Source organism: Rosettibacter firmus, assembly GCF_036860695.1.
GTDB classification, from domain to species: domain Bacteria; phylum Bacteroidota; class Ignavibacteria; order Ignavibacteriales; family Melioribacteraceae; genus Rosettibacter; species Rosettibacter firmus.
The window spans coordinates 1-24,667 of the sequence record NZ_JAYKGJ010000005.1 but is presented as its reverse complement, the minus strand read 5'-3'; the positions used below and the strand labels follow the sequence as shown (position 1 = coordinate 24,667).

Sequence of the window (24,667 nt, the reverse complement as noted above, 5' to 3'; positions counted from 1 at the left end):
ATTGTGTTTAATTAAATACTACCTTACTACTTACTATCAATATCAATTATAGATTTATCAACCTCCTACGCCCTGATCATGCTTTTTAACCCATGTCCATACATCTCTAATTTTCTTATACACTTTAAAACCAACAGTAACATTGGCCGAATTGCCTCCGACATTGATACTTCCAGAAACAGTTACAATAAATCTCTGAACTACAGCAGACCAATTCCATGTTCCTACTTCGTTTGGTGCATTAGGATTATAATGATCCATTTTACCATCATTATTAATATCTTTTTGATATTCCGTTGGTAAAGCTGGTTGTGGGAATGCATTGTAAGAAATTGTAACAGGTTGTACTAATCCCTGTGTATTAAATCTTAAGTCATATGCAGAAAATAAATCAATGTTACCTATAACATTTCTAATCCAGGCATCACTTAAATCACCTGTTTTTTGAGTAATATTTATAATTGGAGTATAAGAATGTTGAACAGTTTGACCATTAGGGACAATCTGCTCTGATGCATCGGGTTGTGTATCACTAAAACCTGTTTGAGTAAAAGTTCCATTATCACCTATAGACCATGTAGAAAAACCTGTTATTTGAGCTGAAGCTGATTTTCCATTAGCATCAACTATAGCAGTACCTCTATTTTCCCATACCAATGTAATGGGATTAAGTCTATACAAAGTTAACTCTCTACCAGCTGTTGTTGTATATGGAAGTGGAAATGAAACTGTTACTGGTTGAGTAAATGTTAATCCTGTAGGTTCAAAATTAGCAGCTGAAGTTATTACCTTATTTGTAGTCGGTGGTAATGATAACGTATTATTAACTGTTAATGAAGCAACAGTAATAGCTTTGTTTTCAGAGAGTGCATTAGGTGGAATTTGTAAAGTTACAGGTAAACCGCCTACGGATTCTAAAGAAGAATTAGTAACTTGTCCACCACTTGATGCTACAACCGTCTGGGTAGTTCCGGTTATTCTTGTAAGATAAGCAACCGGGACTGAAGCAGTATAATTTGACCTATCGATTAATGCTACAACTTTTTTTGAAGTGTATGATGCAGCTGATATTCCAATATTCAATTTTGCTGCAGGGATATTCGAGATATCATATGCATATTTTCCGCTTGCATCTGTAGCCAGAGTTGTTAAAATGTCACCAGCTTCATTAGCTATTATAACAGTGGCTGACTGTATAGATGCTAAACTCACTGCATCTCTTACATAACCATTGAGAATTAAGGGTGCTGGTGGTTGAACCTCCGTAGGAGGTGGGGGAAGAATTGGAGCAGTTTTGGTACTTTCACAACTTATAAATATCGTACCAAAAAGAATTATCATTGTTATTACAAGATAATTTAATAAGTGTTTGTTTTTTGTTAACATACTATACTCCTTAAATGTTATAGAATAAAATTTATTTACTTATTTTATTCAGAATTAAATTCGGATTGTACTTTTTTAGTGTTCTAAAAAAAGTATTCCCTGTGTAATAAGTTATACCGATCAACGATTCCAGTTCTCCTTTCACTTTATATTCCCATCTAAATGATTCTGCTGTTCTTAATCTTACTGTAGAAGGACGTGCATACGTTGAAGGAAATAATGGTATAGAAAAATTTAAACCCCCATTTGATTTCCCTCTATCTGAATGAACAATGAAAAAACCTATTTCAACTTCTCCAAATTCTCTATTAATATTCAATCTTATGCTATTATCACCATATAAAAACTTTCCAGCTAATATACCTAACGTTAAATCATATTTATTAATTCTATATTCTACACTAAAATTAGTTGTCCATAAGTATAAATCAGAATAAAAGATTTTGTTACTTATAAATGAAAGATAACCTGTATAACCTAAATTAAATCCTGCAATCAGATCACCATTAAAAAATATTTTTGCTGCTGATATATCAAATCCATATCTATTTTCAGTAAAATAACCAATAGAAGATGAAATGAAATAATTTTCCTTTAATCTAAAATTCTGATTAAATGAGATTATGCCTGGATGAATTGATTCCTCACCTTGAAATTCATTATATACAGGTATTAATAATTGAGCTACTAAATCCATCCCTTGCCAGAAAGAAGTTCTTATTTCAGGTATAATATTAACCTGAGCTCTTACAGGATTATCATAATCACCAAATTGTCCTTTAAATCCTGGATTAATGATAATATCAAATTTGTTATTAGAACTATTACTATAGCTAACTTCACTCATGTTTTCACTTACATTGTAAGATATTATAACTTTCTCTTTTAAGGTTCTCATCTTTTGTTCATCTGTTATAACATTTTTAAAATCATTATTATCATATTTAATGGATACAACAGGTATCTGATTTTTTAAAAAAACTATTGTTATCATTTTTACTTCCTTGAATTCTAATATCTCTTTCATAATCTCAGTTAGAGCATCAACATTATAACGGTATTTTCTATTTTCTAAAGTTATTACTACATCGGTAGAATTAATTGTTACAGAAACATTTTCAAATCCTTTTTCAACAAGAGAATTGGTAATTTGTAATTTAAGATTATTAGAGCCCAGAACAGAAGATATCAGGAAAAGTAAAATAATCAGTACCCTTTTTAGCATACATTTCATATCTATTTGCCTGCATCAATTAGCAGGTAATTTAAATTAAGGGAACTCGAAACTTGAATATAACCCTCATTAGCCACTATTAATATAACTTTTTATTAATTAATATCAAAAAAAATTTTATAAACAAATTATTTTACAAACCAAGGTGAACAGCAAAAATTATACCCTTATGAATTTCTATTTATGGAAGTTTTATAGTCCAAATATTTTGAAATATTATATTTACTATGATTAATCTCACAATATTTTTAGTGATATTGTTTTAGAATTACAATAAAAAAAGCAATCATTTAGAAATGACTAAATGGATTGTACTTTCAATTATTATAATAATTATTCTTGTATTATTAAAACGAGTTATTAAAATACTTAAAGAGTTCAAGCAAGATTATTAAAAATTTCTGGCAAATCTATTCTTTTCTTTCGAGTTATCATTCTGGATATAAATCCATTGAAGATATATTCTTATAATTTTAGATAATAACTTTTATTAATACAGATATCATTAATTATCCTTAAGCAAGTAAAGGAACAACATTAATTAGTGTAATAACATGATTTACATTTTCATAAACTAATAAGTACAAAATAGTAGTAACACGTAAATTTGTTTAGTATATAATTTTAGTTTATTCACATCTAAGAATACAAAATCGTTCAGTTATTTACAGGTAAAACTGAATATTCTTTTGCATAATAGAGCATTTGTTCTGTAAAATCTTCAGGATATTCAATCTGCACATCTATTATTTCTCCATCCTTAAATACTGGAGTTAATTTTGGATTTATAAAACCTGCATAAGGTGCGATATTTAATTTTTTATATCTTTCAAGCACTTCTTTATGTAATTCAGTATCGACTTTTACTCCATATTTTTCTACAAGATTTTTTCCTGCTTCATAATCACCTTCTGATTTAATTCTCTGAATTTCACGTAGCAGTTCTCCAAATAATTTTCTCAGCTTCTCATAATCATTTATTACAAAAAATGTTTTTCCATCTCTAATTTTCTTCTCAATTACATTATCCGATAAACCTTTTTCATAAGCCCATTTTGAAATCAATTGCCTATTTCTCATATGAGCTTCTTCTAAATTTTCTCCAGGTTTAATCCTTGCAAGTTGAACTATTAATCCATTTCTTATATATGAATCATATTCAGCTTTTCCAACTTCAAGTGAAGGCATTACACCAATATCTACTAATTTTTTGTCCATAATAAAATATAGAGCCACTAAATCAGCACGAGCTTCTTCAAGTGTTGATGCATAATTTTTTAATGTTTCATTTGGTTGACCAACACCTGGTTTTAATTTCCCAGATGCGTGACCAATAACTTCATGCATATCTGTATGTAAATCGCTTGCAAGTGCACCATATTTTTTAGCACGTTCTATTTCTTCCTGTGAATAAGCAAATTCTTCTATCAATCCACTATTTTCCATTGCTTTATTATACGAGTGAACTATATTACCTAAATTTACAGATTTTGAACCATGTTCTTTTCTTATCCATTCTGCATTTGGTAAATTAATTCCAATCGGAGTTGAAGGAGATGCATCGCCAGATTCAACAACAACTGTTATTACTTTTGCAGATATTCCTTTAACATTTTCTTTTTTATGCTCTGTCATTATTGGTGAATTATCTTCAAACCATTGTGCATTTTCACTTATAGCTTGAATTCTTTTTGTAGCTTCGAAATCCTTAAAAGACACTACAGATTCAAAAGATGCTCTGTATCCCAATGGATCATTATAAGTTTCAATAAATCCATTAATAACATCAACTACAGATGAAGTATCTTTTACCCATTCTATATTATATTCATCCCACTTTTTTAAATCACCAGTTTCATAGTATTCAATCAATAAACTAAGTGCTTTTTTCTGTTGTTCATTTTCAGCTACTTCAACAGCTTTTTTAAGCCAGTAAATAATTTTTTGAATAGCAGCATCATACATTCCATTTAATTTCCAGATGCGTTCATAAATACGTCCATTTTGTTTAATTAATTTTGAATTCAATCCATAAGAAACTGGATGCATATCTTTTGGATCAATAATTTTTTTATAATAATCTTCAACTTCTTTTTGACTTAAGTTCTCATAAAAATTTACAGCTGATGTTTTTATCAAATCAAATTTAGAATCTTGATTTACTTTTATTGCATCAACTGTGGGATCAAATAAAATTGGTTCTAATTTTCTAATTAAGTCTTCTACTGTTTCATTCTTATCTAATGGAAGTTCATCTTTATTAGAATTATTAATTAAGTGAACAAAATACTCCTTCGAAAATTCTGGCAGAAATTTTTTATTCGAGTAATGATGATGAATCCCATTTGAAAACCAGACACGTTTTGTATACTCTAAAAATTTTGCAAACTCTAAATTTGTTCTATCACCATTATAAGTTCTTACAATAGTTTCCAGTGTTTTTCTGATTAACAAATTATGTTTATAATTTTGATCCCAGATTATATCTCTTCCATATAGTGCTGCCTGATATAGATAATAAACTAATTTTTTCTGCTGAAGAGTAAGATTTTCAAAACCTTCAACTTTATATCTCTGAATTCTTAAGTCTGCAAATTGTTCAGTTACATATTTGAAATCATCTTTTATTTCTTCTTTTTTAGTACAACTCATAGCTATAATTCCTGCAATGATTATATAAATAATTTTTTTTAATAAATGCATAATAAACCCAATTAATAATTTTTATTTTTGTATTCAAAAATATGATTATGAATTTTGGTATACAATTTTATTGGAGAAATTATGAATCAATTAAATATCCAGATAATCGGAACTAAAAGCTGCAATGACACACGAAAAGCAGAAAGATTTTTTAAGGAAAGAGGAATTAAATACCATTTTAGAGATTTGAACGAAAAAGGATTAACAAAAGGAGAACTTGAGAATATAAAAGTAAAAATCCCACTCGAAGAATTAATTGACAGAGAAGGGAAGCAATTTAAAAAAAGAAATCTGCAATTTATGGTCTTTAATATTGAAGAAGAATTATTAAATGATTCATTGCTATTAAAAACTCCAATTGTTCGCTGTGGTAAAGAAGTTACAGTGGGATATAAACCTGAAATATGGAAAAACTGGCTTAGTTAATTCCATCAAGAATAATATTTCTTAATTTCAAATCATTTACTAATTGTTCATAGTTTTGAAAAACAATTCCATCCCAGCCACATTTTTTTGCACCTTCTACATAATCAGGGATGTCATCAATAAATAAATGTTCTGAAGAAGGTTTTTGAGAAAAAGTTTCAACTGCTTTATAAATTTTTTCTTCTGGTTTAACTGCACCAACTTTATAGGAAAGAAAGATTTTATCAAAATACTTTAAAAACTCGTAATGCCTATATCCATATTCTTCATGAATTTCATTTGTGTTTGAAAGTAGCAGTACAGTATAATTCTTTTTTAATACAGGTATCAAAGAAATTACATTTTCGTTCAACGAAAAAATATCTGAATAAATTTTACAAAATTCATCAGGATTAATTTTATGATCTGTCCAGTCAAGCATTGTATTTAAGAATTCTTCACGTGATACTAATCCACGCTCAAAATTTCTGTGGAATTCATAATGTTCTTTATAAAGATTGGCAAACTTAAATCCAAGTCCATCTTCAATTGAATTTAGTTTATTAATGATTCTTCCATAATCAAAAGGGATTAGTACATTTCCCAGATCGAATACTATTACTGAATAATTTTTCATTTTAAACTTTCTAAAAAATCAATTACAAAAATAAAAAGAGGCCATTTCAAAAGTAATATTGAAATGGCCACAAAATAATTTTATTTAACTTCGAACAGTGAATCAGGTAATCCTGTATTCATTTCAACAGATAAAACTGTTAATTCAATTGATTGTGGTCCAAAACTTTGAATATACTTGAATGGATATTTTATTCCATTGACTTCTCGATAATCACTCATATCCATTGTTTGAGTAAAGGTCCCTTGAGGAGTTGTAACATTACTGACTATTCTAATTAAATATCCACTTTCAACATCATAATACTGAATTGTTTTATTTCCTGATGATGATGTTAGAGTCACCTTATAAGCATCCTTCCCATTAATAGTTTCAATAGCAACGAGTTCAGGTTTTATTCCATATTTTGAATAATCAAGCACTGCATCAATTGCCTGTCCTTTCAAATTTTCAATTTGTTCATTATTTAGATCCTGCACCTGTCCCATTACTTCAACTTTTCCTTTCTCACCATCAAAAACAGTCTTTTGTTGAAAAACTCCAGCATCTATTACCTGCAATAACTTATCAGGATATTTTTGAGAAATGGTAACAGTAATATTCATACCTTGAGTTGAGCCTGATAATTTAATTGTTCTATCTTTAATACTATTTATTTTTTCTTTCCCGCCAATAACATCAATATATTTGTTTAATACTTGATCTACGGTTAAACCAGCTGGTAATTTTTTTTGTGATGGATCATACAAATTCCCGAATACATCGTAATATTCAATTTTCCCGGTAATACTAAAATTCTTCAATTTTTCTGATATCTCAGCACCATTTCCAACTACAAGTAAATAAGAATTAGAAGGTAGTATATATTTTTTTGCCATCTCCATTACATCATCTACTGTAACAGCTGCAAGATTTTTTAAATAATTTCTATAATAGTCTTTGGGAAGATTAAATCTTGCTGTGTTTATTGCAAATTGAGCAATAGTAGCTGGATTTTCCAGACTCCTTATAAATTCACCTGCTAAATAATTTTTTGCTTTATCAAGTTCTTCTTGAGAAATTTTTTCATTTCTGATTCTTTTCATTTCTTTTAAAATTTCTGTTATTGAGCTATCAGTAACACTATTTCTCACCTGAGCAAATGCAATAAAATTTCCAATTAAAGGATCAGATTTTAGTTGTGAATATGATCCGTATGTGTAACCTTTTGCTTCACGAAGATTCATAAACAATCTGCCAGTAGCACTACCTCCAAGTATAAGATTTGTTACAGAAGCTTTTATCTCATCTTCACTCCCAACTTTTAATTCTACAGGATAACAAATTGCAATTACCGATTGAACTGAATTAGGTCTATCTACTAAACATACTTTATTAATTAATGGTGGTTTTGGAGTATCGTATGTTTTTTTGGGAACTTCTTTTTTCTCCCATTTCCCAAAATATTTTTGAATTAAAGATTTTGCTTTTTCTTTTGTTATATCACCTACAACAGCAAGATAAGCCACATTTGGTCTAAAATAAGTTTGATAATATTCCTTACACATTTCGAGTGTAATTGAATTAATAGACTCTTCTGTTTCTGGTTCTCCATATGGATGATTTTTTCCGAACATCAAAACAGAACTAACTCTTCTTGCAATTGAATTTGGTTCATCTTTAGATACAGCAATTGCCGAAAGCATTTGTTTTTTTATTTTATCAAGTTCTTCCTGTTTGAAATTTGCATTTAAAGCAATATCTGCCATTATCTCAAGAATTTTTTCTTTATGTTTTTCTAATCCCGATGCAGTAATGCCATTAGCAGAAGTAGAAAGTTCTGCACCAATAAAATCTATTTCTTCATCAATTTGATCTTTTGTTCTTGTTTTAGTACCTGTTTTTAACAATTCACCAGCAGCAGAAACATAACCTACATTTTCTCCTTCCAGTATTGGATCTATATCGATATATAAATTAAAAGTCACTCTCGGTAACTTATGATTTTCAACTACAAAAACTTTCAATCCATTAGGGAGTTCGAAAGATTCATATTCGCCAATTTTTACTTCCGGGGCTGGACCTGCTTGAGGTCTTTTTGATCTATCAACCTGTGCATTTAATGATGTGAAAATAAATACTAAGGATATAATTAGAAGTAATTTTTTTACCATTTTTAAAACTCCTTTAATTCATTTTGCCCTACAAAATTGATTTGACATTGTTCATTTTTTTTCGAGTGATTTTGGTAAGTAATAAAGAACTACTCTATTTTCATTTCGTAAGTATTTATTGGCAACTCTTTTAATATCTTCTCGTGTTACTTTCATATATCTTTGAATTTCAGTATTAATTAAATTTGCATCACCATAATAAACAAAATAATTAGCTAAACTTTCAGCTATTCCACGCATTGTTGAATTACTTCTAACAAAATCACTTTCGATTTGATTTCTTATTTTTTTGAATTCATATTCACTTATTAATTCATTTTTAACTTTGTCTATTTCTTTTTGAATAGAAGCTTCTAAATCTTCTGCTGTAACGCCAACATTTGCCAATCCATAAACAATAAATAATCCTGGATCTTCCATAGGTATTGGTATTGAAGCAATTGCTAATGCTTTTTGCTGTTTATCTTTAACTTCCTTTTGTAATCTGGAACTTTCGCCACCAGATAATAATGTTGTTAACATACTCAATGCATAATAATCTGGAGTCCCCTGCGCTGGCATATGATATCCAAAAACAACCAGTGGAAGTTGAACATTATCGTAAATAATCTCTCTTACTTCTTCAGTTTTTTCTGGTTCAACAATTTTTGGACGAACAATTTCTTCATTTCCAGGTGGTATTTCTCCAAAATATTTTTGAACTAATTCTTTAGTCTTTTCAATATCAATATCACCTGCTATACTTAAAGTTGCATTTTGTGGTACATAATATTTTTTGTAGAAAGCAATAAATTCTTCTAATTTAGCTTGATCGATATATTGTACCTGACCAATTGGAGTCCATCGATAAGGATGAACTTTGTAAGCATTACTAAATAATTTTTCAATCAATGAACCATAAGGTTGATTTTCGTAGCGTTGTTTTCTCTCTTCTTTTACAACTTTCCTTTGTGTTTCCACACCTATGCTGTCAATCTTTAGATGAAGCATTCTTTCTGATTCCATATACAAACCAAGTTCCAATTGATTTGATGGAAGAATTTCATAATAAAATGTTCGATCAAAAGATGTATTTGCATTTAATTCTCCACCAGCAGCTTCAATTATTTTAAAATATTCTCCTCTTGGAATATTTGGAGAGCCTTCGAACATTAGATGTTCAAAGAAATGTGCAAAGCCAGTTCTTTCGGGATCTTCATTTTTACTTCCAACATGATATAAAACTGAAACTACAACAATTGGAGTGGAATTATCCTGATGTAAAATAACATTCAGCCCATTATCCAATTTATATTGAACAAACTGGATTTTTCTATATTGAGCTGAAGTAATTATAAAACTTGCAAATAGAAAAATAAACAGCAATTTGTTTTTCATTCATCTAACTCCTTTAATTTGTGACATTATTTAGTTGCATTAAAGGAAATTTTGTTTTAGGATTTATTAAAATTAATTCATGCCCTTCGAAGTATCAATGTAAAGTATTTATTTTATAAAATTAAGAGCATAAACAAAAACCGAAGTAAACTTGTAAATTTGTTTATGCTCTTGTTGTCTATCTTAATTTTTCGAGAAGATAATTCAATAAATTACTAATAGAAACACGCACTTGATTCATTGAATCTCTATCGCGAACAGTAACTGTTTCGTCTTGCAAAGTTTGAGTATCAACAGTAATGCAGAATGGCGTACCAGCTTCGTCCATTCTTCGATAACGACGACCTATTGCACCTTTATCATCATAAAATATTTTTAAGTGTGGTCTTAATTGAGATTCAATTTTTAATGCAACTTCTGGCATTCCATCTTTATTAACAAGTGGAAAAATAGCAGCTTTAATTGGAGCTAACTTAGGATGAAATCTTAAAACACTCCTTAACTCACCATTAACTTCTTCTTCATAGTAAGCATCAATTAAAAATGCCATAAAAGAACGACTGGCTCCTGCTGAAGTTTCAATGATATATGGAATATATTTTTCTTTTGTTTCATCATCAAAATAAAGTTGTGACTTACCAGAATATTCCTGATGACGACTTAAATCATAATCAGTTCTATTATGAATACCTTCAATTTCTCCCCAGCCAAATGGAAATTCATATTCAATATCAGTAGCTTCTTTTGCGTAGTGGGCTAATTTATCTTTGGGATGATCGTGAAAGCGTAGTTTTGATGGTGTCATTCCAAGTGATTTATACCATTCGATTCTTATTTCTTTCCATTCATCAAAATATTTTTTATCGGTGCCTGGTTTAACAAAATATTGCATTTCCATTTGTTCAAATTCGCGAGTTCTAAAAAGAAAATTTTTTGTATTAATTTCATTGCGGAAAGCTTTACCAATTTGAGCAATGCCAAATGGAAGTTTCTGTCTACTTGAATTAGCCACATTTAAAAAGTTTACATAGATTCCTTGAGCTGTTTCTGGTCGTAAATAAATTACATTACTTTCATCTTCTACGGGACCCAAAAAAGTTTTGAACATTAAATTAAATTTTCTTGGTTGTGTAAATGTACCTTTATTTCCGCATTGTGGACAATTAATTAATTCCAGCAATTTAGGAGCAAGATTTTGATTTTCTAATATAGAAGTAAATTTGTCGTCTATTGAACCTTCCTGATTAAACAGATTGATATCGAGTTCCTTAATTGCTTTTTCTTTATTCTTATCAGAAATCATCTCGGTTAAAGTATCGAGACGAAATCTGGATTTACATTGTTTGCAATCAATCATTGGATCAGTAAAATTTTCGACATGACCGCTTGCTTCCCAGACACGTGGATGCATTAGAATAGCTGCATCCAAACCTTCAATATCATCACGATAAGTCATTGCTTTCCACCACTCTTCTTTTATATTACGCAATAATTCTACCCCCAGTGGACCATAATCCCAGCAACCATTCAAACCACCATAAATTTCACTTGATTGAAAAACAAATCCCCTTCGCTTGGCAAGCGATACAATTTTATCTACTACATCATTATTTGACTTTGCGATTTTACACCTCCAAGAATTTTTAAACACAAATATAAGAAAACGATCTGGAAGTAAGAAAGTACTAATAAAAGATTTCAAGTGGCTCTTATCTCAGGATATACAGTTCGTAAGTAAGTCATTTAAAAATGAAAATGTAAGAGAGAAAAAGTAGATAAGATAGAGACAAAGATTCTTCTGCATGAGAGAAAGACCTTAAGAAGTATATTATAAAAATTTTAAAATCAATCCTGTAATAAATAGAAAATAATGCTGGAAATAGCTGAACAATTTCACTTAAGAAAAATGATTGAAGAATATTTATAACGAACGATACGGAATAGGTTTGACCAAATGGACTTACGTTAGAAGAGAATATGTTCGGTTCTGGCTTAAATATTTTCTTTATAACAATTTTTAAGTGAGTAAAAAAAATGCCTGCAGATGATAATAACAACCAGATTGTTACAAATCATTTAGAAATACCTTTATTTGAAGTCAAGATTATGTAATCAATCTGCATAAAATATTATACTGCTCTAATTACTCTTCTAAAATGATATCCATAAACTGCAAGAGTCATTGCTGTAGTAAATTTTTTAGGATATTTGAATAATGTCAGGAATAGAAGTTTCCAGAAATATTTTTTCCCTTTCTCAACAATTCCAAGTATCCATATTAATCTAAAGAATGCCTTAATTTCGCGTAAAGAAATTTTACTTGTCTGCCATTTAGGAACTCGGTATTCTTTAAGAAATTCATTCAATCTTCTGAAATATTCTTTCTGAGAATAAATTGTATGAAGGAGATTACTATAACCACGAATAAGTGTTTTATAATTCATTTTAGGGACAAAATTGATTGAAGCATCCATATTATTTCCAGAGAACATATCAATAAGTCTTCCTTCAGCTTTCATTCTTTTATAAAGTTTTGTTCCAGTTGGTGCATTAAGCAACCCAACCATTGCGTTAGTAATTCCACTCTGTTGAATGAATTGAATCTGTTCATCAAACACTTTTTCAGTATCATTATCAAAACCAACAATAAAACCCCCAGAAACTACAAATCCAGCCCGTTGCAATTTTTTAACAGAATCAACAAGATTTCTTCTAAGGTTTTGAGTTTTTCCACATTCAGCAAGACTATCGCTGTTCGGAGTTTCAATACCAACAAAAACACTACTAAAACCAGCTTCAATCATCATATTCATTAACTCATCGTCATCAGCAAGATTAACAGAAACTTCAGTTATGAAATTAAAAATATAATTATGTTCTTTTGACCATTGAATCAATGCCGGAAGAAATTCATCTTTTAGTTTTCTTTTATTTCCAATAAAATTATCATCAACAACGGATATTGATCCTTTATACCCAAGTTCGCACAAGCGATTTAATTCTTTGATAAATTGCTCAGGTGATTTTGTTCTTGGTTTTCTACCATTAAGCATGGTAATGCTACAAAATTCGCAATCATAAGGACAGCCACGTGAATACTGCACACTCATCGATGCATACTTTTTCATATCAAGTAATTCAAACAATGGAACTGGAGTTATACTAATATCTGGAAATTCATCAGTACAATAAACTTGTTTGGCAGTTCCTTTCTTTAAATCCTCTAAAAACTTTGGTAAAGTGATTTCTGCTTCATTCAGAACAAAGTGATCAACTCCGAGTAAATCACTATACTGAGTAGTAGCAAGTGGTCCTCCAGCAACCACTTTGATTCCAAGTTTATTACACCGCCTTACAATTTCTCTAAATGAATTTAGATGTACATTCATTCCGCTTATAAAAACATAATCTGCCCAGAGTAAATCTTCATCTTGAAGTTTACTCACATTCATATCAATCAATTTTTTTTCCCATTCACTTGGAAGCATTGCAGCTACAGTAATTAAACCAAGCGGTGGTTCTGCAGCTTTCTTTGATATAAACTTCAATGCATCTTTGAAACTCCAGTATGTTGCCGGAGTTTCGGGATAGACTAAAAGAACTTTCATTTTTTATTCTCATATATTTGTTACTAAAATTTGTAAAAAATATTAATATAGTAATGTAAAAGAACTGTAAATAAATTTGGTTTTAGATTGAACTTGATTTTAAGATAATTGATATTATGCGTAAAGAAATTTTAATTATTTAAAAATGCGTAAAAGAAATTCGCTTGCTCATGACCTTGCTATTTTTATTCTTGCACAAATTGTTTGGCTTGCACTTCTTGGATTGTGGATCTACTGGTATATATCAAACTATCTGATATTTGAAAAGGTTGGAGAAAAGGTATCTCCTCAAATTGTAATTAATACCCCCAACGTTTTTCCTTTTGTTGGTGGAATAGTTTTACTTGTTGGTTTGTCATTTAGTATGGTTCTGATTTTCAGACATTTAAATGTGCAGATAAATTTAACAAGACTATATGATAATTTTATTGCTAACATAACTCACGAATTAAAATCCCCATTATCTTCAATTCAACTTTATCTTGAAACTCTGAATTCCCGAAATGTTCCTGCAGAAAAGCAAAAAGAATTCATTGATCAGATGTTAAGAGATACAGCAAGATTGCAAAAACTTATAAGTACTATACTTGAAATATCTGCTCTTGAGAGCAGAAAAAATAAAGCAAACTTTGAAGTATATGATTCATGTGAAATACTTGATCGTCTAATAAAAGAATCAGCAGAACAATTCAGATTGAAGGATAACGCTATTAACTTCCAATGTATTAACTCAGCAAAAATTTTTATTGATGTTAATGCCTTTAAAATGGTATTTGATAATCTTATTGATAACTCTATCAAATACACTACAGGTGAACCAAAAATAATTGTGTCAGTTAATACATTTTTTAATAAAGTTGAAATATATTTCAAAGATTACGGAATCGGGATTCCACCTAACGAGCAAAAAAATATTTTTCAGAAGTTTTACAGAATTTACGATAAAGACATACCTAATGTAAAAGGCACTGGACTTGGTCTTTACCTGGTTAAAGAAATTATAAGAAATCATAAAGGAAAAATTTCCGTAAAAAGTGAAGGCAAAGGTAAAGGTACAACTTTTATAATTGAACTTCCTATAATAAAGAGAACAACAAAAAGTAAGAAACTATGAGTGAAGAAAATATTTTTAATGCCAGAATCCTTTTAGTTGAAGATGAAGAAAGCCTTGCAACAGGTCTTGAATATAATTTATCGGAAGAAGGTTACATAATCGATTGGGCTAAAGACGGAACACAGGCAATCGAAAAATTCAATAAAGGCAATTACGATTTAATCATTCTCGATATTATGCTTCCATACCAAAATGGTTTTGAAGTTGCAGCTAAGGTAAGAGAAAAAGATCCTCAGATTCCGATTTTAATGCTAACAGCTCGCACTACTGTTGATGATAAAGTTAAAGGTCTCGAAATTGGTGCAGATGATTACATTACAAAGCCATTTCATCTGCAGGAATTGTTATTGAGAATTAAAGGAATGCTCAAAAGAAAAAACTGGTACATAAAATCAATTAAACAAAATCCTGTTTACAAATTTGGTGATTGTGAAATTAATTTTGACACTCTGAGATTCAGAAAAGGGAAATCTGAATTTAATCTTACATACTTTGAAGCCATACTTCTAAAATATCTTATAGAGAATAAAGGAAGAATAATTAGCAGGAAAGAATTATTAGAGAATGTCTGGAATATGAATCCAGAAGCTGAAACAAGAACAGTTGATATATTCATATCAAGATTAAGAAAATATTTTGAAGATGATCCTTCAAATCCCGTTTATATAAAAAGTATAAGAAGTTTAGGTTACATATTCGAAGCAGGTGAAAATATTTAATATATCCTGATAAGATACTGGAAATAGTTGAACTATTTCATTTAAGGAAAATAACTCAAGAAAATTCAAACCTATGGATAGATTGAATTTTTTCCTGTAAAAGATGAAAGAAAAAATCAAACACAAAGGAAAGAATCAGCTAATATTAACAATGCTTTGATTAAATAAACCAGCAAAAGAAATTATTGATCATTCGCCGACTCGTTTAGAAAACAAATTTTCTTATATGCAATTTTTAAAGTCATTACTTAAAAGAAAATTAAATAAACCATCAAATTAATAGTTCATAATTGTCACAACTCAACTAAATCAACTTTAGAAGAGATATTTAAGGGAACGTTTAAATAGCAATATTGTTTTTTTTACAAGACAAAAAACTTAATAATTTAGAAGTATACTTAAGGGAAAAATATTTTAATAGATGTAGCTACTTTATTAAATAGTGATAATAATTTTTTCTTTGTTGCAAACTTTATAAAACAATTTCGTTGTATTGGCTCTCTTGAACCAGTAATTAATTATATAATTTCTTAAACAAATGATATTTCAGAAAATTAAGTATTATTATTTGATGCTATAGAATTCAATTTGCAGATGGTAATGTAAATGAAAATTTTGTTCCCTTATTAAGCTCACTAAACACATACAAATTTCCACCAAGCTTTTCTATAAACTCTTTACAAATTATTAATCCCAGTCCAGAACCTCCTTCTCCTTCTGTACCATTTTTTCTTTTATTTAAATCATATTCAAAAAGTTTACTCTTTGTTAACTCATCTAATCCTGTACCATTATCTTCAATATTTATTTTTACAAACTTATCCATCTTCTCTGCACTTACATAGACCTTGCCTCCTTTATGAGTATATTTAATCCCATTATGAATTAAGTTTTTTAATATAAAATTGAGCATGTTTTCATCTGCTTTCACTTTCAGTTCATCATTGATTGAGGTTTCGAGATTTATATTTTTATCTTTTGCTAATTCGCTCAGTGCTAAAAAGTTTTCAATAATTATTTCATATAAATCTAATACTCTCATATTTACTTCAAGTTTGCCAGTCTGCAAACGTGACCACAATAATAAATTTTCCAGCAAGTGAAGATTTTGCTTAGCAGCTTTTCCCATGTTTGTTATGAAGGTTAATTTTTCTTCATCGTTTAATGTGTCATAATTATCTTTTAGTAAATTTATATAACCAAACATTATACTAAAAGGATTTCTTAAATCGTGAGCTATAATTCTAAAAAGAGTATCTTTCATCAAATTAAGTTTCTTCAATTTTTCGTTTGCAATTTTCTTTGTAATGTAACGACTATATGTAATAACTGCTATCAAAAGAATTAAAAGTGTAATTAGAATAAAATAATCTCGTTGTTTTTCTGCTAACTCTTTATCTTTTTGTAATATTGCTTTTTCTCTCTCAGATTTTTCAGCTTTATATATTGATTCCATAGTTTTTATTACAGAAACATTTTGTTTACTAATTAATGAATCTTTCACTGTGTCAATTTTTTTACTATAATAAAATGCGTTTTTATAATCATTAATAATTTCATAATAATTGATCCATTGATTATAGCAATCCAGAACCAGGTAGGCTGCACTTAAGTATTTTGCCAGACTTTTAGCTTGTTTTAAAAATTCTTCTGCTTCTTTTAATTTATTTAATTTTGCATGAATTATAGCAAGTCTATTAAGATTCATTACCTGACCATCTAAATAATTCAATTCTCTCGAGTAATTTAATGCTCGTGTATGATAATTTATTGCTTTTTCATACTCACCTTTTAACTCATATACTTTACCAATTCCTCCCCATGCAGATGCAAGTCCTCTAAGATCATTGAGTTTTTTATATTTTGCTTCTGCCAGTAAATAAAATTTAAGTGCATTATTAATATCTTCTTTAGCAATATATGTTTCACCAATTAAAATTAATGTCAAAGCAATTCCTGGTTCATCTTTAGTTTTTCTTCTCAATTGCAAAACATTCATAAAATGTTCAAGTGCTTGATCAAAGTTTTCTTGATTTTTATAAATCAAACCAATATTTATAGAACAAAATGCTTTCCCTTCTGCGTGATTAAATTTTTCAAATATCTCAAGACCTCTATAAACATACTCGAGTGCAAGTGAATTATTTCCCTGTAGTCGATATATACCTCCAACATTATTATATGAATAAGCCATTTGAATTGAATCTTTTGTTTCTATAGCAATATTGAGTGCATCATTAAAAAGATCTAATGCTTTTTCATGTTCACCGAGATTACGATAAACCACACCAAGTATATTCATCGCTTTTGCCTGTAAATTTTTTTTATTTGATTTCTTAGCCTTAGATATTGCTTCTTCGCCGTACTTTTTAGCCAGTTGCGGATTTTTATTTCTCATTAACCAACAATTATTTATTAGAATATCGACTTGAGATGTTTCTGGCAGTGATGGATTTACTCTCAGTAAACTATCTAAATTTATCTGAGCTTGAAGAGATGATAAACTTAGTAGAAACAAAAAAACATTTTTCAATGAATGCCCTCTTGAATTTATCTTATACAAAAATATTGTGTTTTAAAATTACTTCAAATTAATTAATTCATGCAATTTCTTATTAATCAAATCCCATGCTTGTTTTACATGCCTTTCTTCCTGTCTTATTCCAGATACAACAAGTCTTAAAGTAAACTTATTATTAAGTTTAGTGTGAGTTAAAAAAAGTTTTCCAGTTGAATTAATCTCATTAATTAATTTTTCATTTAGATTATTTAAGGAATCTTCGTTCATTCCATCAATCTTAGCTCTAAAACAAACAGTGCTAAAATGAGTTGGGGCAAGTCTTTCGAACATTGGATGTTCATCAATCCAGCTTGCAAATAGTTTTGCTAAACGAATATGTTCTCTAATTCTTTCTTTTAATCCATTTACTCCAAAATATCTAATAACAAACCATAACTTCAATGCACGAAATCTTCTTCCAAGTTGAATTCCATAATCCATTAAATTATCGACCAGTGAATCTTCGTTTGTTTTCAAATATTCAGGTACAAGTGAAAAAGCTCGTTTTAATACTTCAGGTTTTTTTGTATAAAATACACTTAAGTCAATCGGGACAAAAAGCCATTTGTGCGGATTAGTAACAATAGAATCTGCTTCATTTATTCCTATAAAATAATCTTTCATTTCTGGAAGCATGGCTGTAACTCCAGCATAAGCTGCATCAACATGTAACCATAAATTATATTTTTTACAAATCTCTGCGATTTTGTCCACTGGATCTACACTTGTTGTAGATGTTGTACCAATCGTAGCTACTACGCAAAAAGGAAGAATTCCATTTTTTATATCATCTTCAATTGCTTTTTCAAGTTCGGCTGGAATTAATTGAAAATCAGAATCTACTGGAATTTTTTTAATTCCTTCTAAACCAATTCCCAGTGTAATTGCAGCTTTATCAATTGAAGAATGTGCTTGTTCCGAACAATAAAGTCTAAGTTTAGGTATTCCTGTCATTCCTTTATTTCTTATATTAAGATTAAGATTTTCACGTGCAGCTGCAATTCCATGTAATGAACTTACTGAAGCAGTATCGTAAATTATACCTTTGAATTCTTCTGAAAGATTTAAAATTTTGCGATACCATTCAAGTACAGTTTGTTCAAGTTCTGTTAATGCAGGTGAAGATTTCCAGACCATTCCATTCGAATTAAAAGTTGAACTAACAATATCTGCCAGAATTCCCGGACCACTTGCAGTTGAAGCAAAATAAGCCATAAAATTTGGATGTTGCCAGTGAGTAATACCTGGTAAAATTATTTTATCGATATCAGAAATAATTTCATCAAACTTTTCTCCATTTTCTGGTGGTTCAGTTGGCAATTTTAGTTTTATATCACCAGGTTTAATATCAGGCAGAACAGGAAGTTTTTCAATATTGTTAAGATAATTTGCTGACCATTCAATTAATTTAAAACCTGCATCTTTAAACTCTTCAGCAGGCATATCGCATAAATTTTTTTTCTTTTCCATTTAAAACTCTACTCTTGATAACCAGTTTGAAATTATTCTAGCAAGTTCAATTCTTTTATCAATAAATGAATGACCACAACCAAGAACATATTGAACAAAATTTTCAGCATTAATAAGACTAAGTGCTGCAACTAATGGAATATGGTGAATTTCAAGTGGAGCTGTTGAATCATATTCGGCAGCAATTAGTAAAAGATTTTTTTGTGATAACTTGCTAACATAATTTAATAAGTTCCATTCATTTTTATATTCTATTAATTCATTCAGTAATTTTTCTGCTGTAGTATTTTTAACAAGTTGTGTTGCAAAATTAATTTTATCTAAACTATGTTCATAAATTTCTTTACTCAATTCCAAAATTTCACCAAAAGCTCCTGGATTAAATCCAGCAATTGATGCAACATTTTTTATCTCTTTATGGAATACTGAATAATACATTGCAGCAAAACCACCCATGCTATAACCAATAAGTATAATTTTCTTGCTATCTATTCTGTATAAATCTTTTGATTCATCTGTTCTCAAAAATTTTATTGCTGCATCCAAATCTTCTATTAAATTTTTCCATGAATAATCACCTTCGCTACCCCAGCAACCGCGATAGTGAAAAATCAGAACATTAAATCCCTGCCTTCTAAATACATGAGCTAAGTCCATGTTAGTTTCATTTCCAGGAAATCCATGTAATAGAATTATAACAGGATGTAATTCTTCGCCAGAAGCAAGAAGCAAAGTCCCTAACACTTTACAACCATTGCTTTCAAAAACTACTGGTCTCATCGAAGAGGAATATCGATTATTTACATAAATCGGGTCTTGTGTTACAGGATCAAAATATTTCATGTTGAACCAATCTTATTACATAATAAAAATAACTATAAATGATTTTATTTGAAATGAGTTTAATTGTATTTAATATTGGCAATAAATTTTTTTAAAAAAAGCTATTACTAATTTAAGTGAATATTTTTATTTAATAATTATGAAGATAATTTATTCTGTAATATTCCTAATTAGATAACAAAATATTCTCAAAATGTATTTTAAACATTCTTTGTATTTAATTTATAGATTCTTAAGAAATATTACCCCACTTTAATCAAAATTTCAGAGCCAAAATAAAAATAATAAAAGCATTACTTAAATAGCTAAACGAGATAATTAAAAACAAATTCTCACCTGATGGAAAACTAAAATAGCTATTAAAATAAGAGCAATAAAACACTTCGTGTTAATTAACAGTATATAAAAGTCATCTAATAGAATAAGTTTACAATAACAGGACAGGTCATCAATCCAACAGGGATAGTTACTAAAATTTATACACAGGATTCCTCAAACATGCAAATTAGAAAAACATACTAGATATGTAATGCTACTAATAAAAGAGCTGTTAAAAAACATTCAGCTATTAAATCAGGCTTGTTATAAATTTTAGAAAAAAGATTGCTGTAATGAGGTTATGTAACTAAAGATAAATCAAAAACTAGTTATTATAATAAGCTTTTCTTAATAATACTTATAATAACAAAGTACTAAAAATTTTCTAACTTTAATTTTTTATTAATAATATGCAGTAAAAATAAGTTAATTTATAAAATTCACTAACTTCGTAAGTTTGAAGTGATTATCAGGCTAAAATACAATTGAGTTTTATAATAAAAAAAATGATTTGTTGTTCATTATTTAATTAGCATCATCTTTTTTGATTCAATAAATTTATTAGTTGATAAAACATAAAAGTAAATTCCACTTGGTAAATCAGCAGCATCAAATCTAAACTGGTGTCTTCCAGCTTGAAGTTCATTTGAAATAATTGTTCTTAACTTTCTCCCCAATACATCATATAACTCAAGTTTAACATTAGAAATATCTGCGAGTTCAAACTCAATTATTGTACTTGAATTAAATGGATTAGGATAATTTTGATATAGTGAAAATTTCTTAGGCATAGTATTTTCTTCTTTCTCATTAACATCAAGTATTACTCCACCCTCACGATACACTGCTAAGCCTCCACCATCTGTCCCAATCCATTTGTCCCCCTGCGAATCTATGACTATTGCATTAACATCATTATCTGGCAGACCTGAATTTAATGTGTTATAAACAGTCCAGTTTACTCCATCAAACTTTGCTAAGCCTCCACCCCAAGTCCCAATCCATTTGTTCCCTTGTGAATCTATGGCTATTGCATTAACAACATCATCTGGCAGACCTGAATTCCATGTTTTATAAACAATCCAGTTTACACCATCAAACTTTGCTAAGCCTCCATATGTCCCAATCCATTTGTTCCCCTCTGAATCTATGGCTATTGCATTAACATAATTAGATGGCAAACCTGAATTCCATTCGTCATAAACAGTCCAATTTACTCCATCAAACTTTGCTAAGCCTCCATACTCTGTCCCAATCCATTTGTTCCCCTCTGAATCTATGGCTATTGCAAGAACCTCATCATCTGGTAGACCTGAATTTGATGAGCTGTAAACAGTCCAATTTGTTCCATCAAACTTTGCTAAGCCTCCATATGTCCCAATCCATTTGTTCCCTTGTGAATCGATAGTTATTGCATAAACACTATTATCTGGCAAATCTGAATTTGATGTGTTATAAACAGTCCAATTTGTTCCATCAAACTTTGCTAAGCCTCTATATGTCCCAATCCATTTGTTCCCCTCTGAATCTATGGCTATTGCACTGACCCGATTAGATGGCAGACCTGAATTCCATGTTTTATAAACAATCCAGTTTACACCATCAAACTTTGCTAAGCCTCCATATGTCCCAATCCATTTGTTCCCTTGTGAATCTATGGCTATTGCAAAAACATCATTATCTGGCAGACCTGAATTTGATGTGTTATAAACAGTCCAGTTTACTCCATCAAACTTTGTTAAACCTCCTCCCCAAGTCCCAATCCATTTGTTCCCCTGTAAATCTATGGCTATAGCATAAACATAATCATATGGCAGACCTGAATTTGATGCGTTATAAACAGTCCAGTTTACTCCATCAAACTTTGCTAAGCCTTCTCCCCAAGTCCCAATCCATTTGTTCCCCTGTGAATCTATGGCTATAGCATAAACCCGATTAGCTGGCAGATCTGAATTTGATGCGTTATAAACAGTCCAGTTTACTCCATCAAACTTTGCTAAGCCTCCTCCCCATGTCCCAATCCATTTGTTACCATGTGAATCTATGGCTATTGCATTAACATAATTATCTGGCAGACGTGAGTTTATTTTATTATAATTAACTTTCTCACCTGTAAGCATATTTACCTTAACTAAACCTCCAGTTGTCCCAACCCAGACGTAATTACCTTCAATTAATAGTGCTCTAATATCTTTATTTGCAGTAAAATTAACCCACTCGGGATTCTGTATTTGAGAAAATGAAAGATTAATTGCTAAAAGAATGAAAAAAATCGTTGATAATATTTTTCTTTTCATACCTACCCCAAATGTGGTTAGACTATAAAAAAGATTAATTTCATCTATTTCCAATTAATCTTTACTCAATATCCACAGATATTTTAAAAAATTTATGCACGCAGGACTTAAGCAGAGCTAAATTTTATTTCATTAATATTAATTTCTTTGTTTCTATAAATGAACCAGCTTGCAAACGGTAGAAATATATTCCACTTGCTAAACCTACCGCATTCCATTGTCGTGAATATGTTCCAGCAGGCAGCTCTTCAGAAACAAGATTAGAAACCTCTTTTCCTAAAACATCAAAAACCTTTAATGATACAAAAGATTTCGATGGTAGATCAAATGATATAGTGGTTGAAAGATTAAATGGATTAGGATAATTCTGGCGAAGCAAAAAATATTCGGGGATAGTTTGATCAGAATTGACAATTCCAGTTACAAAGTCACCGCTAATCCACCCTTGAGATTGACTGGCCAAAGTTGGTAAATCTATCTTGTACCATGTTACACCACCCACAGTAGTTTGGTCAATGATTGGAAAACGTTGATCATCCCAGACTTTGAGATTTGTAAATCCGTTCTTTGTCTTTACTGGTGGAAAATTCGTTCCTGCTTCTGTTCTGACAAAGAGACCAGTACCGCCTGTATTTATTATTTGCAAATAACGTGCAGTAGGTTCCTCAGTAAGTGACGATGTACTAATCGACCAACCTGAGATGGGTCCACTTGCATTTGGTAAATAGATTTTGTACCAATTGCTGTTTGCTTTGTAAGCTACATATCGTTGATTCGGAATTAGTCTAGTCAAAAGAGCGTACTCGGGGGAAGGACCCGATCTCACATCAAGAGTATCATTTGATGTAACCCGTACAACAACCGGAGAAATATCAGCCTCAAAGAAAGGCAAGATATATAATCGTGGATCTTTATATCCATAACCATCCGGAATATCATCTGTGTAACCATTACCCCACGAACCATCCGTTTTTACTTCAAAGTGGAGATGTACTCCCGTTACGTTACCTGTACTGCCCATCGTTCCAATCAGTTGCCCAACCGTGATTAATTGCCCAATGGAGAAATTCTGGGCAAAACTGGCTAGGTGGGCATACAGACTGTAAATGCCTTCCCCGTGATTTATAATTATTGCATTCCCCCAACCATCCGTGTTGTTCTTAATGCTATGAACCGTACCAGAAAATGTTGCAACAACCAATCGATTGCTTGTAACTAAATCAATTCCAGTGTGGTACTTGGAATTGCCAATCTCGTTGTAGGCACCGTAGTCCTGAGTTACCGTGTATGTCTCTGTTACTGGCCAATAAAGTATAGTAGGTATAAGTGAAGTTTTAAAAGGTATAAAGTCTACCTTATCACTGACCCTCGCACCTTGGCCGTTTGGATTTGTTGAATGTTTTGGCCCACTGGGATCTCCCCAATAATTATTCTTTGCATTCAAGACGATAGATGATGTATTCTCCACAGAGCACATTACTCCAAAATTTGATTGATTTATAACAACATTTGCTTGCTGACGCGCATTCACTTTCAGTTGATAGGCAAATTCACAGTATATTAATTGCCCGGTGGCAGTGTATTCGAACTGAAGGATCCCGTTACCACTCCCAGTAAACGTGACTCCATTAGCTTGTAAGACACCAGATTCACTACTCCAGTAACCAACATGGAAGTTGTAATTTCCCAGGTTGACCTGCACCCCACTTTCGATCGTTAATGTGGCTCCGCCTATTACCCAAACGTTGCCATCCAAGTAGTATACACAATTTGGATAGTTCTTAATTGTAGTGTTCTTTGTGAATGAAACAGAAAGATAGAACTTCCCACTACCAAAAGTGTT

At 30.3% G+C, this 24,667-nt stretch carries 16 protein-coding genes; 3 read left to right on the top strand and 13 right to left on the bottom strand.

Going from position 1 to position 24,667, the window contains the following annotated elements:
- Window positions 1-57: 57 nt before the first annotated feature.
- From VJY38_RS13195 to VJY38_RS13185, 3 genes are all read right to left on the bottom strand, one after another.
- Window positions 58-1,386, bottom strand: coding sequence for a hypothetical protein (locus VJY38_RS13195; RefSeq protein WP_353681193.1), 1,329 nt, complete (start codon window positions 1,384-1,386; stop codon window positions 58-60).
- 31 nt (window positions 1,387-1,417) lie between these two features.
- A complete protein-coding gene (locus VJY38_RS13190; protein ID WP_353681192.1) occupies window positions 1,418-2,611 on the bottom strand; it encodes a YjbH domain-containing protein in 1,194 nt (397 codons plus the stop codon).
- A 666-nt stretch (window positions 2,612-3,277) separates the two neighbouring features.
- Complete coding sequence (locus tag VJY38_RS13185) at window positions 3,278-5,323, bottom strand: dipeptidyl-peptidase 3 family protein (protein ID WP_353681191.1); 2,046 nt, start codon at window positions 5,321-5,323, stop codon at window positions 3,278-3,280.
- An 81-nt stretch (window positions 5,324-5,404) separates the two neighbouring features.
- On the opposite strand from VJY38_RS13185, the gene VJY38_RS13180 reads away from it, so the two are divergent.
- A complete protein-coding gene (locus VJY38_RS13180) occupies window positions 5,405-5,749 on the top strand; it encodes an arsenate reductase family protein (RefSeq protein WP_353681190.1) in 345 nt (114 codons plus the stop codon).
- On the opposite strand, the gene VJY38_RS13175 is transcribed toward VJY38_RS13180, so the two are convergent.
- From VJY38_RS13175 to VJY38_RS13155, 5 genes are all read right to left on the bottom strand, one after another.
- On the bottom strand, window positions 5,742-6,365 hold the full coding sequence (locus VJY38_RS13175; protein WP_353681189.1) for an HAD family hydrolase: 624 nt from the start codon (window positions 6,363-6,365) through the stop codon (window positions 5,742-5,744). The two genes, VJY38_RS13180 and VJY38_RS13175, sit on opposite strands and share 8 nt — an antisense overlap.
- Window positions 6,366-6,445: 80 nt before the next feature.
- Window positions 6,446-8,518 (bottom strand): insulinase family protein, encoded by a 2,073-nt coding sequence (locus VJY38_RS13170; protein WP_353681188.1) that lies wholly within the window; start codon window positions 8,516-8,518, stop codon window positions 6,446-6,448.
- A 51-nt stretch (window positions 8,519-8,569) separates the two neighbouring features.
- Entirely contained in the window at window positions 8,570-9,895 is a 1,326-nt protein-coding gene (locus tag VJY38_RS13165) for a M16 family metallopeptidase (protein WP_353681187.1), read from the bottom strand.
- A gap of 178 nt (window positions 9,896-10,073) precedes the next feature.
- A complete protein-coding gene (locus VJY38_RS13160) occupies window positions 10,074-11,519 on the bottom strand; it encodes a glycine--tRNA ligase (RefSeq protein WP_434968594.1) in 1,446 nt (481 codons plus the stop codon).
- A 505-nt stretch (window positions 11,520-12,024) separates the two neighbouring features.
- Window positions 12,025-13,503 (bottom strand): B12-binding domain-containing radical SAM protein, encoded by a 1,479-nt coding sequence (locus VJY38_RS13155; RefSeq protein WP_353681186.1) that lies wholly within the window; start codon window positions 13,501-13,503, stop codon window positions 12,025-12,027.
- Window positions 13,504-13,648: 145 nt separating this feature from the next.
- Here VJY38_RS13155 and VJY38_RS13150 point away from each other — a divergent pair, with 145 nt between their 5' ends.
- Window positions 13,649-14,617 (top strand): sensor histidine kinase, encoded by a 969-nt coding sequence (locus VJY38_RS13150; RefSeq protein WP_353681185.1) that lies wholly within the window; start codon window positions 13,649-13,651, stop codon window positions 14,615-14,617.
- The gene (locus tag VJY38_RS13145; RefSeq protein WP_353681184.1) at window positions 14,614-15,336 is read left to right on the top strand and encodes a response regulator transcription factor; all 723 of its coding nucleotides are present in this window, start codon (window positions 14,614-14,616) and stop codon (window positions 15,334-15,336) included. The genes VJY38_RS13150 and VJY38_RS13145 overlap by 4 nt, the downstream gene beginning before the upstream one ends.
- 583 nt (window positions 15,337-15,919) lie before the next feature.
- On the opposite strand, the gene VJY38_RS13140 is transcribed toward VJY38_RS13145, so the two are convergent.
- From VJY38_RS13140 to VJY38_RS13120, 5 genes are all read right to left on the bottom strand, one after another.
- Entirely contained in the window at window positions 15,920-17,869 is a 1,950-nt protein-coding gene (locus VJY38_RS13140) for a tetratricopeptide repeat-containing sensor histidine kinase (RefSeq protein ID WP_353681183.1), read from the bottom strand.
- A gap of 48 nt (window positions 17,870-17,917) precedes the next feature.
- A complete protein-coding gene (locus tag VJY38_RS13135; RefSeq protein ID WP_353681182.1) occupies window positions 17,918-19,366 on the bottom strand; it encodes a pyridoxal phosphate-dependent decarboxylase family protein in 1,449 nt (482 codons plus the stop codon).
- Window positions 19,367-20,209, bottom strand: a complete 843-nt coding sequence (locus VJY38_RS13130; protein ID WP_353681181.1) for an alpha/beta hydrolase — start codon at window positions 20,207-20,209, stop codon at window positions 19,367-19,369. It lies immediately after the preceding gene.
- Window positions 20,210-21,048: 839 nt separating this feature from the next.
- On the bottom strand, window positions 21,049-22,824 hold the full coding sequence (locus VJY38_RS13125; RefSeq protein ID WP_353681180.1) for a two-component regulator propeller domain-containing protein: 1,776 nt from the start codon (window positions 22,822-22,824) through the stop codon (window positions 21,049-21,051).
- Window positions 22,825-22,948: 124 nt separating this feature from the next.
- A partial coding sequence (locus VJY38_RS13120) for a peptidoglycan DD-metalloendopeptidase family protein (protein ID WP_353681179.1) occupies window positions 22,949-24,667 on the bottom strand: 1,719 nt, incomplete at its 5' end.

Excerpts from the sequence above, each read along its gene's own strand:
- VJY38_RS13195 (WP_353681193.1), bottom strand. The coding sequence starts at position 1,386 with ATGTTAACAAAAAACAAACACTTATTAAATTATCTTGTAATAACAATG.
- VJY38_RS13180 (WP_353681190.1), top strand. The coding sequence starts at position 5,405 with ATGAATCAATTAAATATCCAGATAATCGGAACTAAAAGCTGCAATGAC.
- VJY38_RS13190 (WP_353681192.1), bottom strand. The coding sequence starts at position 2,611 with ATGCTAAAAAGGGTACTGATTATTTTACTTTTCCTGATATCTTCTGTT.
- VJY38_RS13135 (WP_353681182.1), bottom strand. The coding sequence starts at position 19,366 with ATGGAAAAGAAAAAAAATTTATGCGATATGCCTGCTGAAGAGTTTAAA.
- VJY38_RS13130 (WP_353681181.1), bottom strand. The coding sequence starts at position 20,209 with ATGAAATATTTTGATCCTGTAACACAAGACCCGATTTATGTAAATAAT.
- VJY38_RS13185 (WP_353681191.1), bottom strand. The coding sequence starts at position 5,323 with ATGCATTTATTAAAAAAAATTATTTATATAATCATTGCAGGAATTATA.
- VJY38_RS13150 (WP_353681185.1), top strand. The coding sequence starts at position 13,649 with ATGCGTAAAAGAAATTCGCTTGCTCATGACCTTGCTATTTTTATTCTT.
- VJY38_RS13170 (WP_353681188.1), bottom strand. The coding sequence starts at position 8,518 with ATGGTAAAAAAATTACTTCTAATTATATCCTTAGTATTTATTTTCACA.
- VJY38_RS13165 (WP_353681187.1), bottom strand. The coding sequence starts at position 9,895 with ATGAAAAACAAATTGCTGTTTATTTTTCTATTTGCAAGTTTTATAATT.
- VJY38_RS13175 (WP_353681189.1), bottom strand. The coding sequence starts at position 6,365 with ATGAAAAATTATTCAGTAATAGTATTCGATCTGGGAAATGTACTAATC.
- VJY38_RS13155 (WP_353681186.1), bottom strand. The coding sequence starts at position 13,503 with ATGAAAGTTCTTTTAGTCTATCCCGAAACTCCGGCAACATACTGGAGT.
- VJY38_RS13125 (WP_353681180.1), bottom strand. The coding sequence starts at position 22,824 with ATGAAAAGAAAAATATTATCAACGATTTTTTTCATTCTTTTAGCAATT.
- VJY38_RS13145 (WP_353681184.1), top strand. The coding sequence starts at position 14,614 with ATGAGTGAAGAAAATATTTTTAATGCCAGAATCCTTTTAGTTGAAGAT.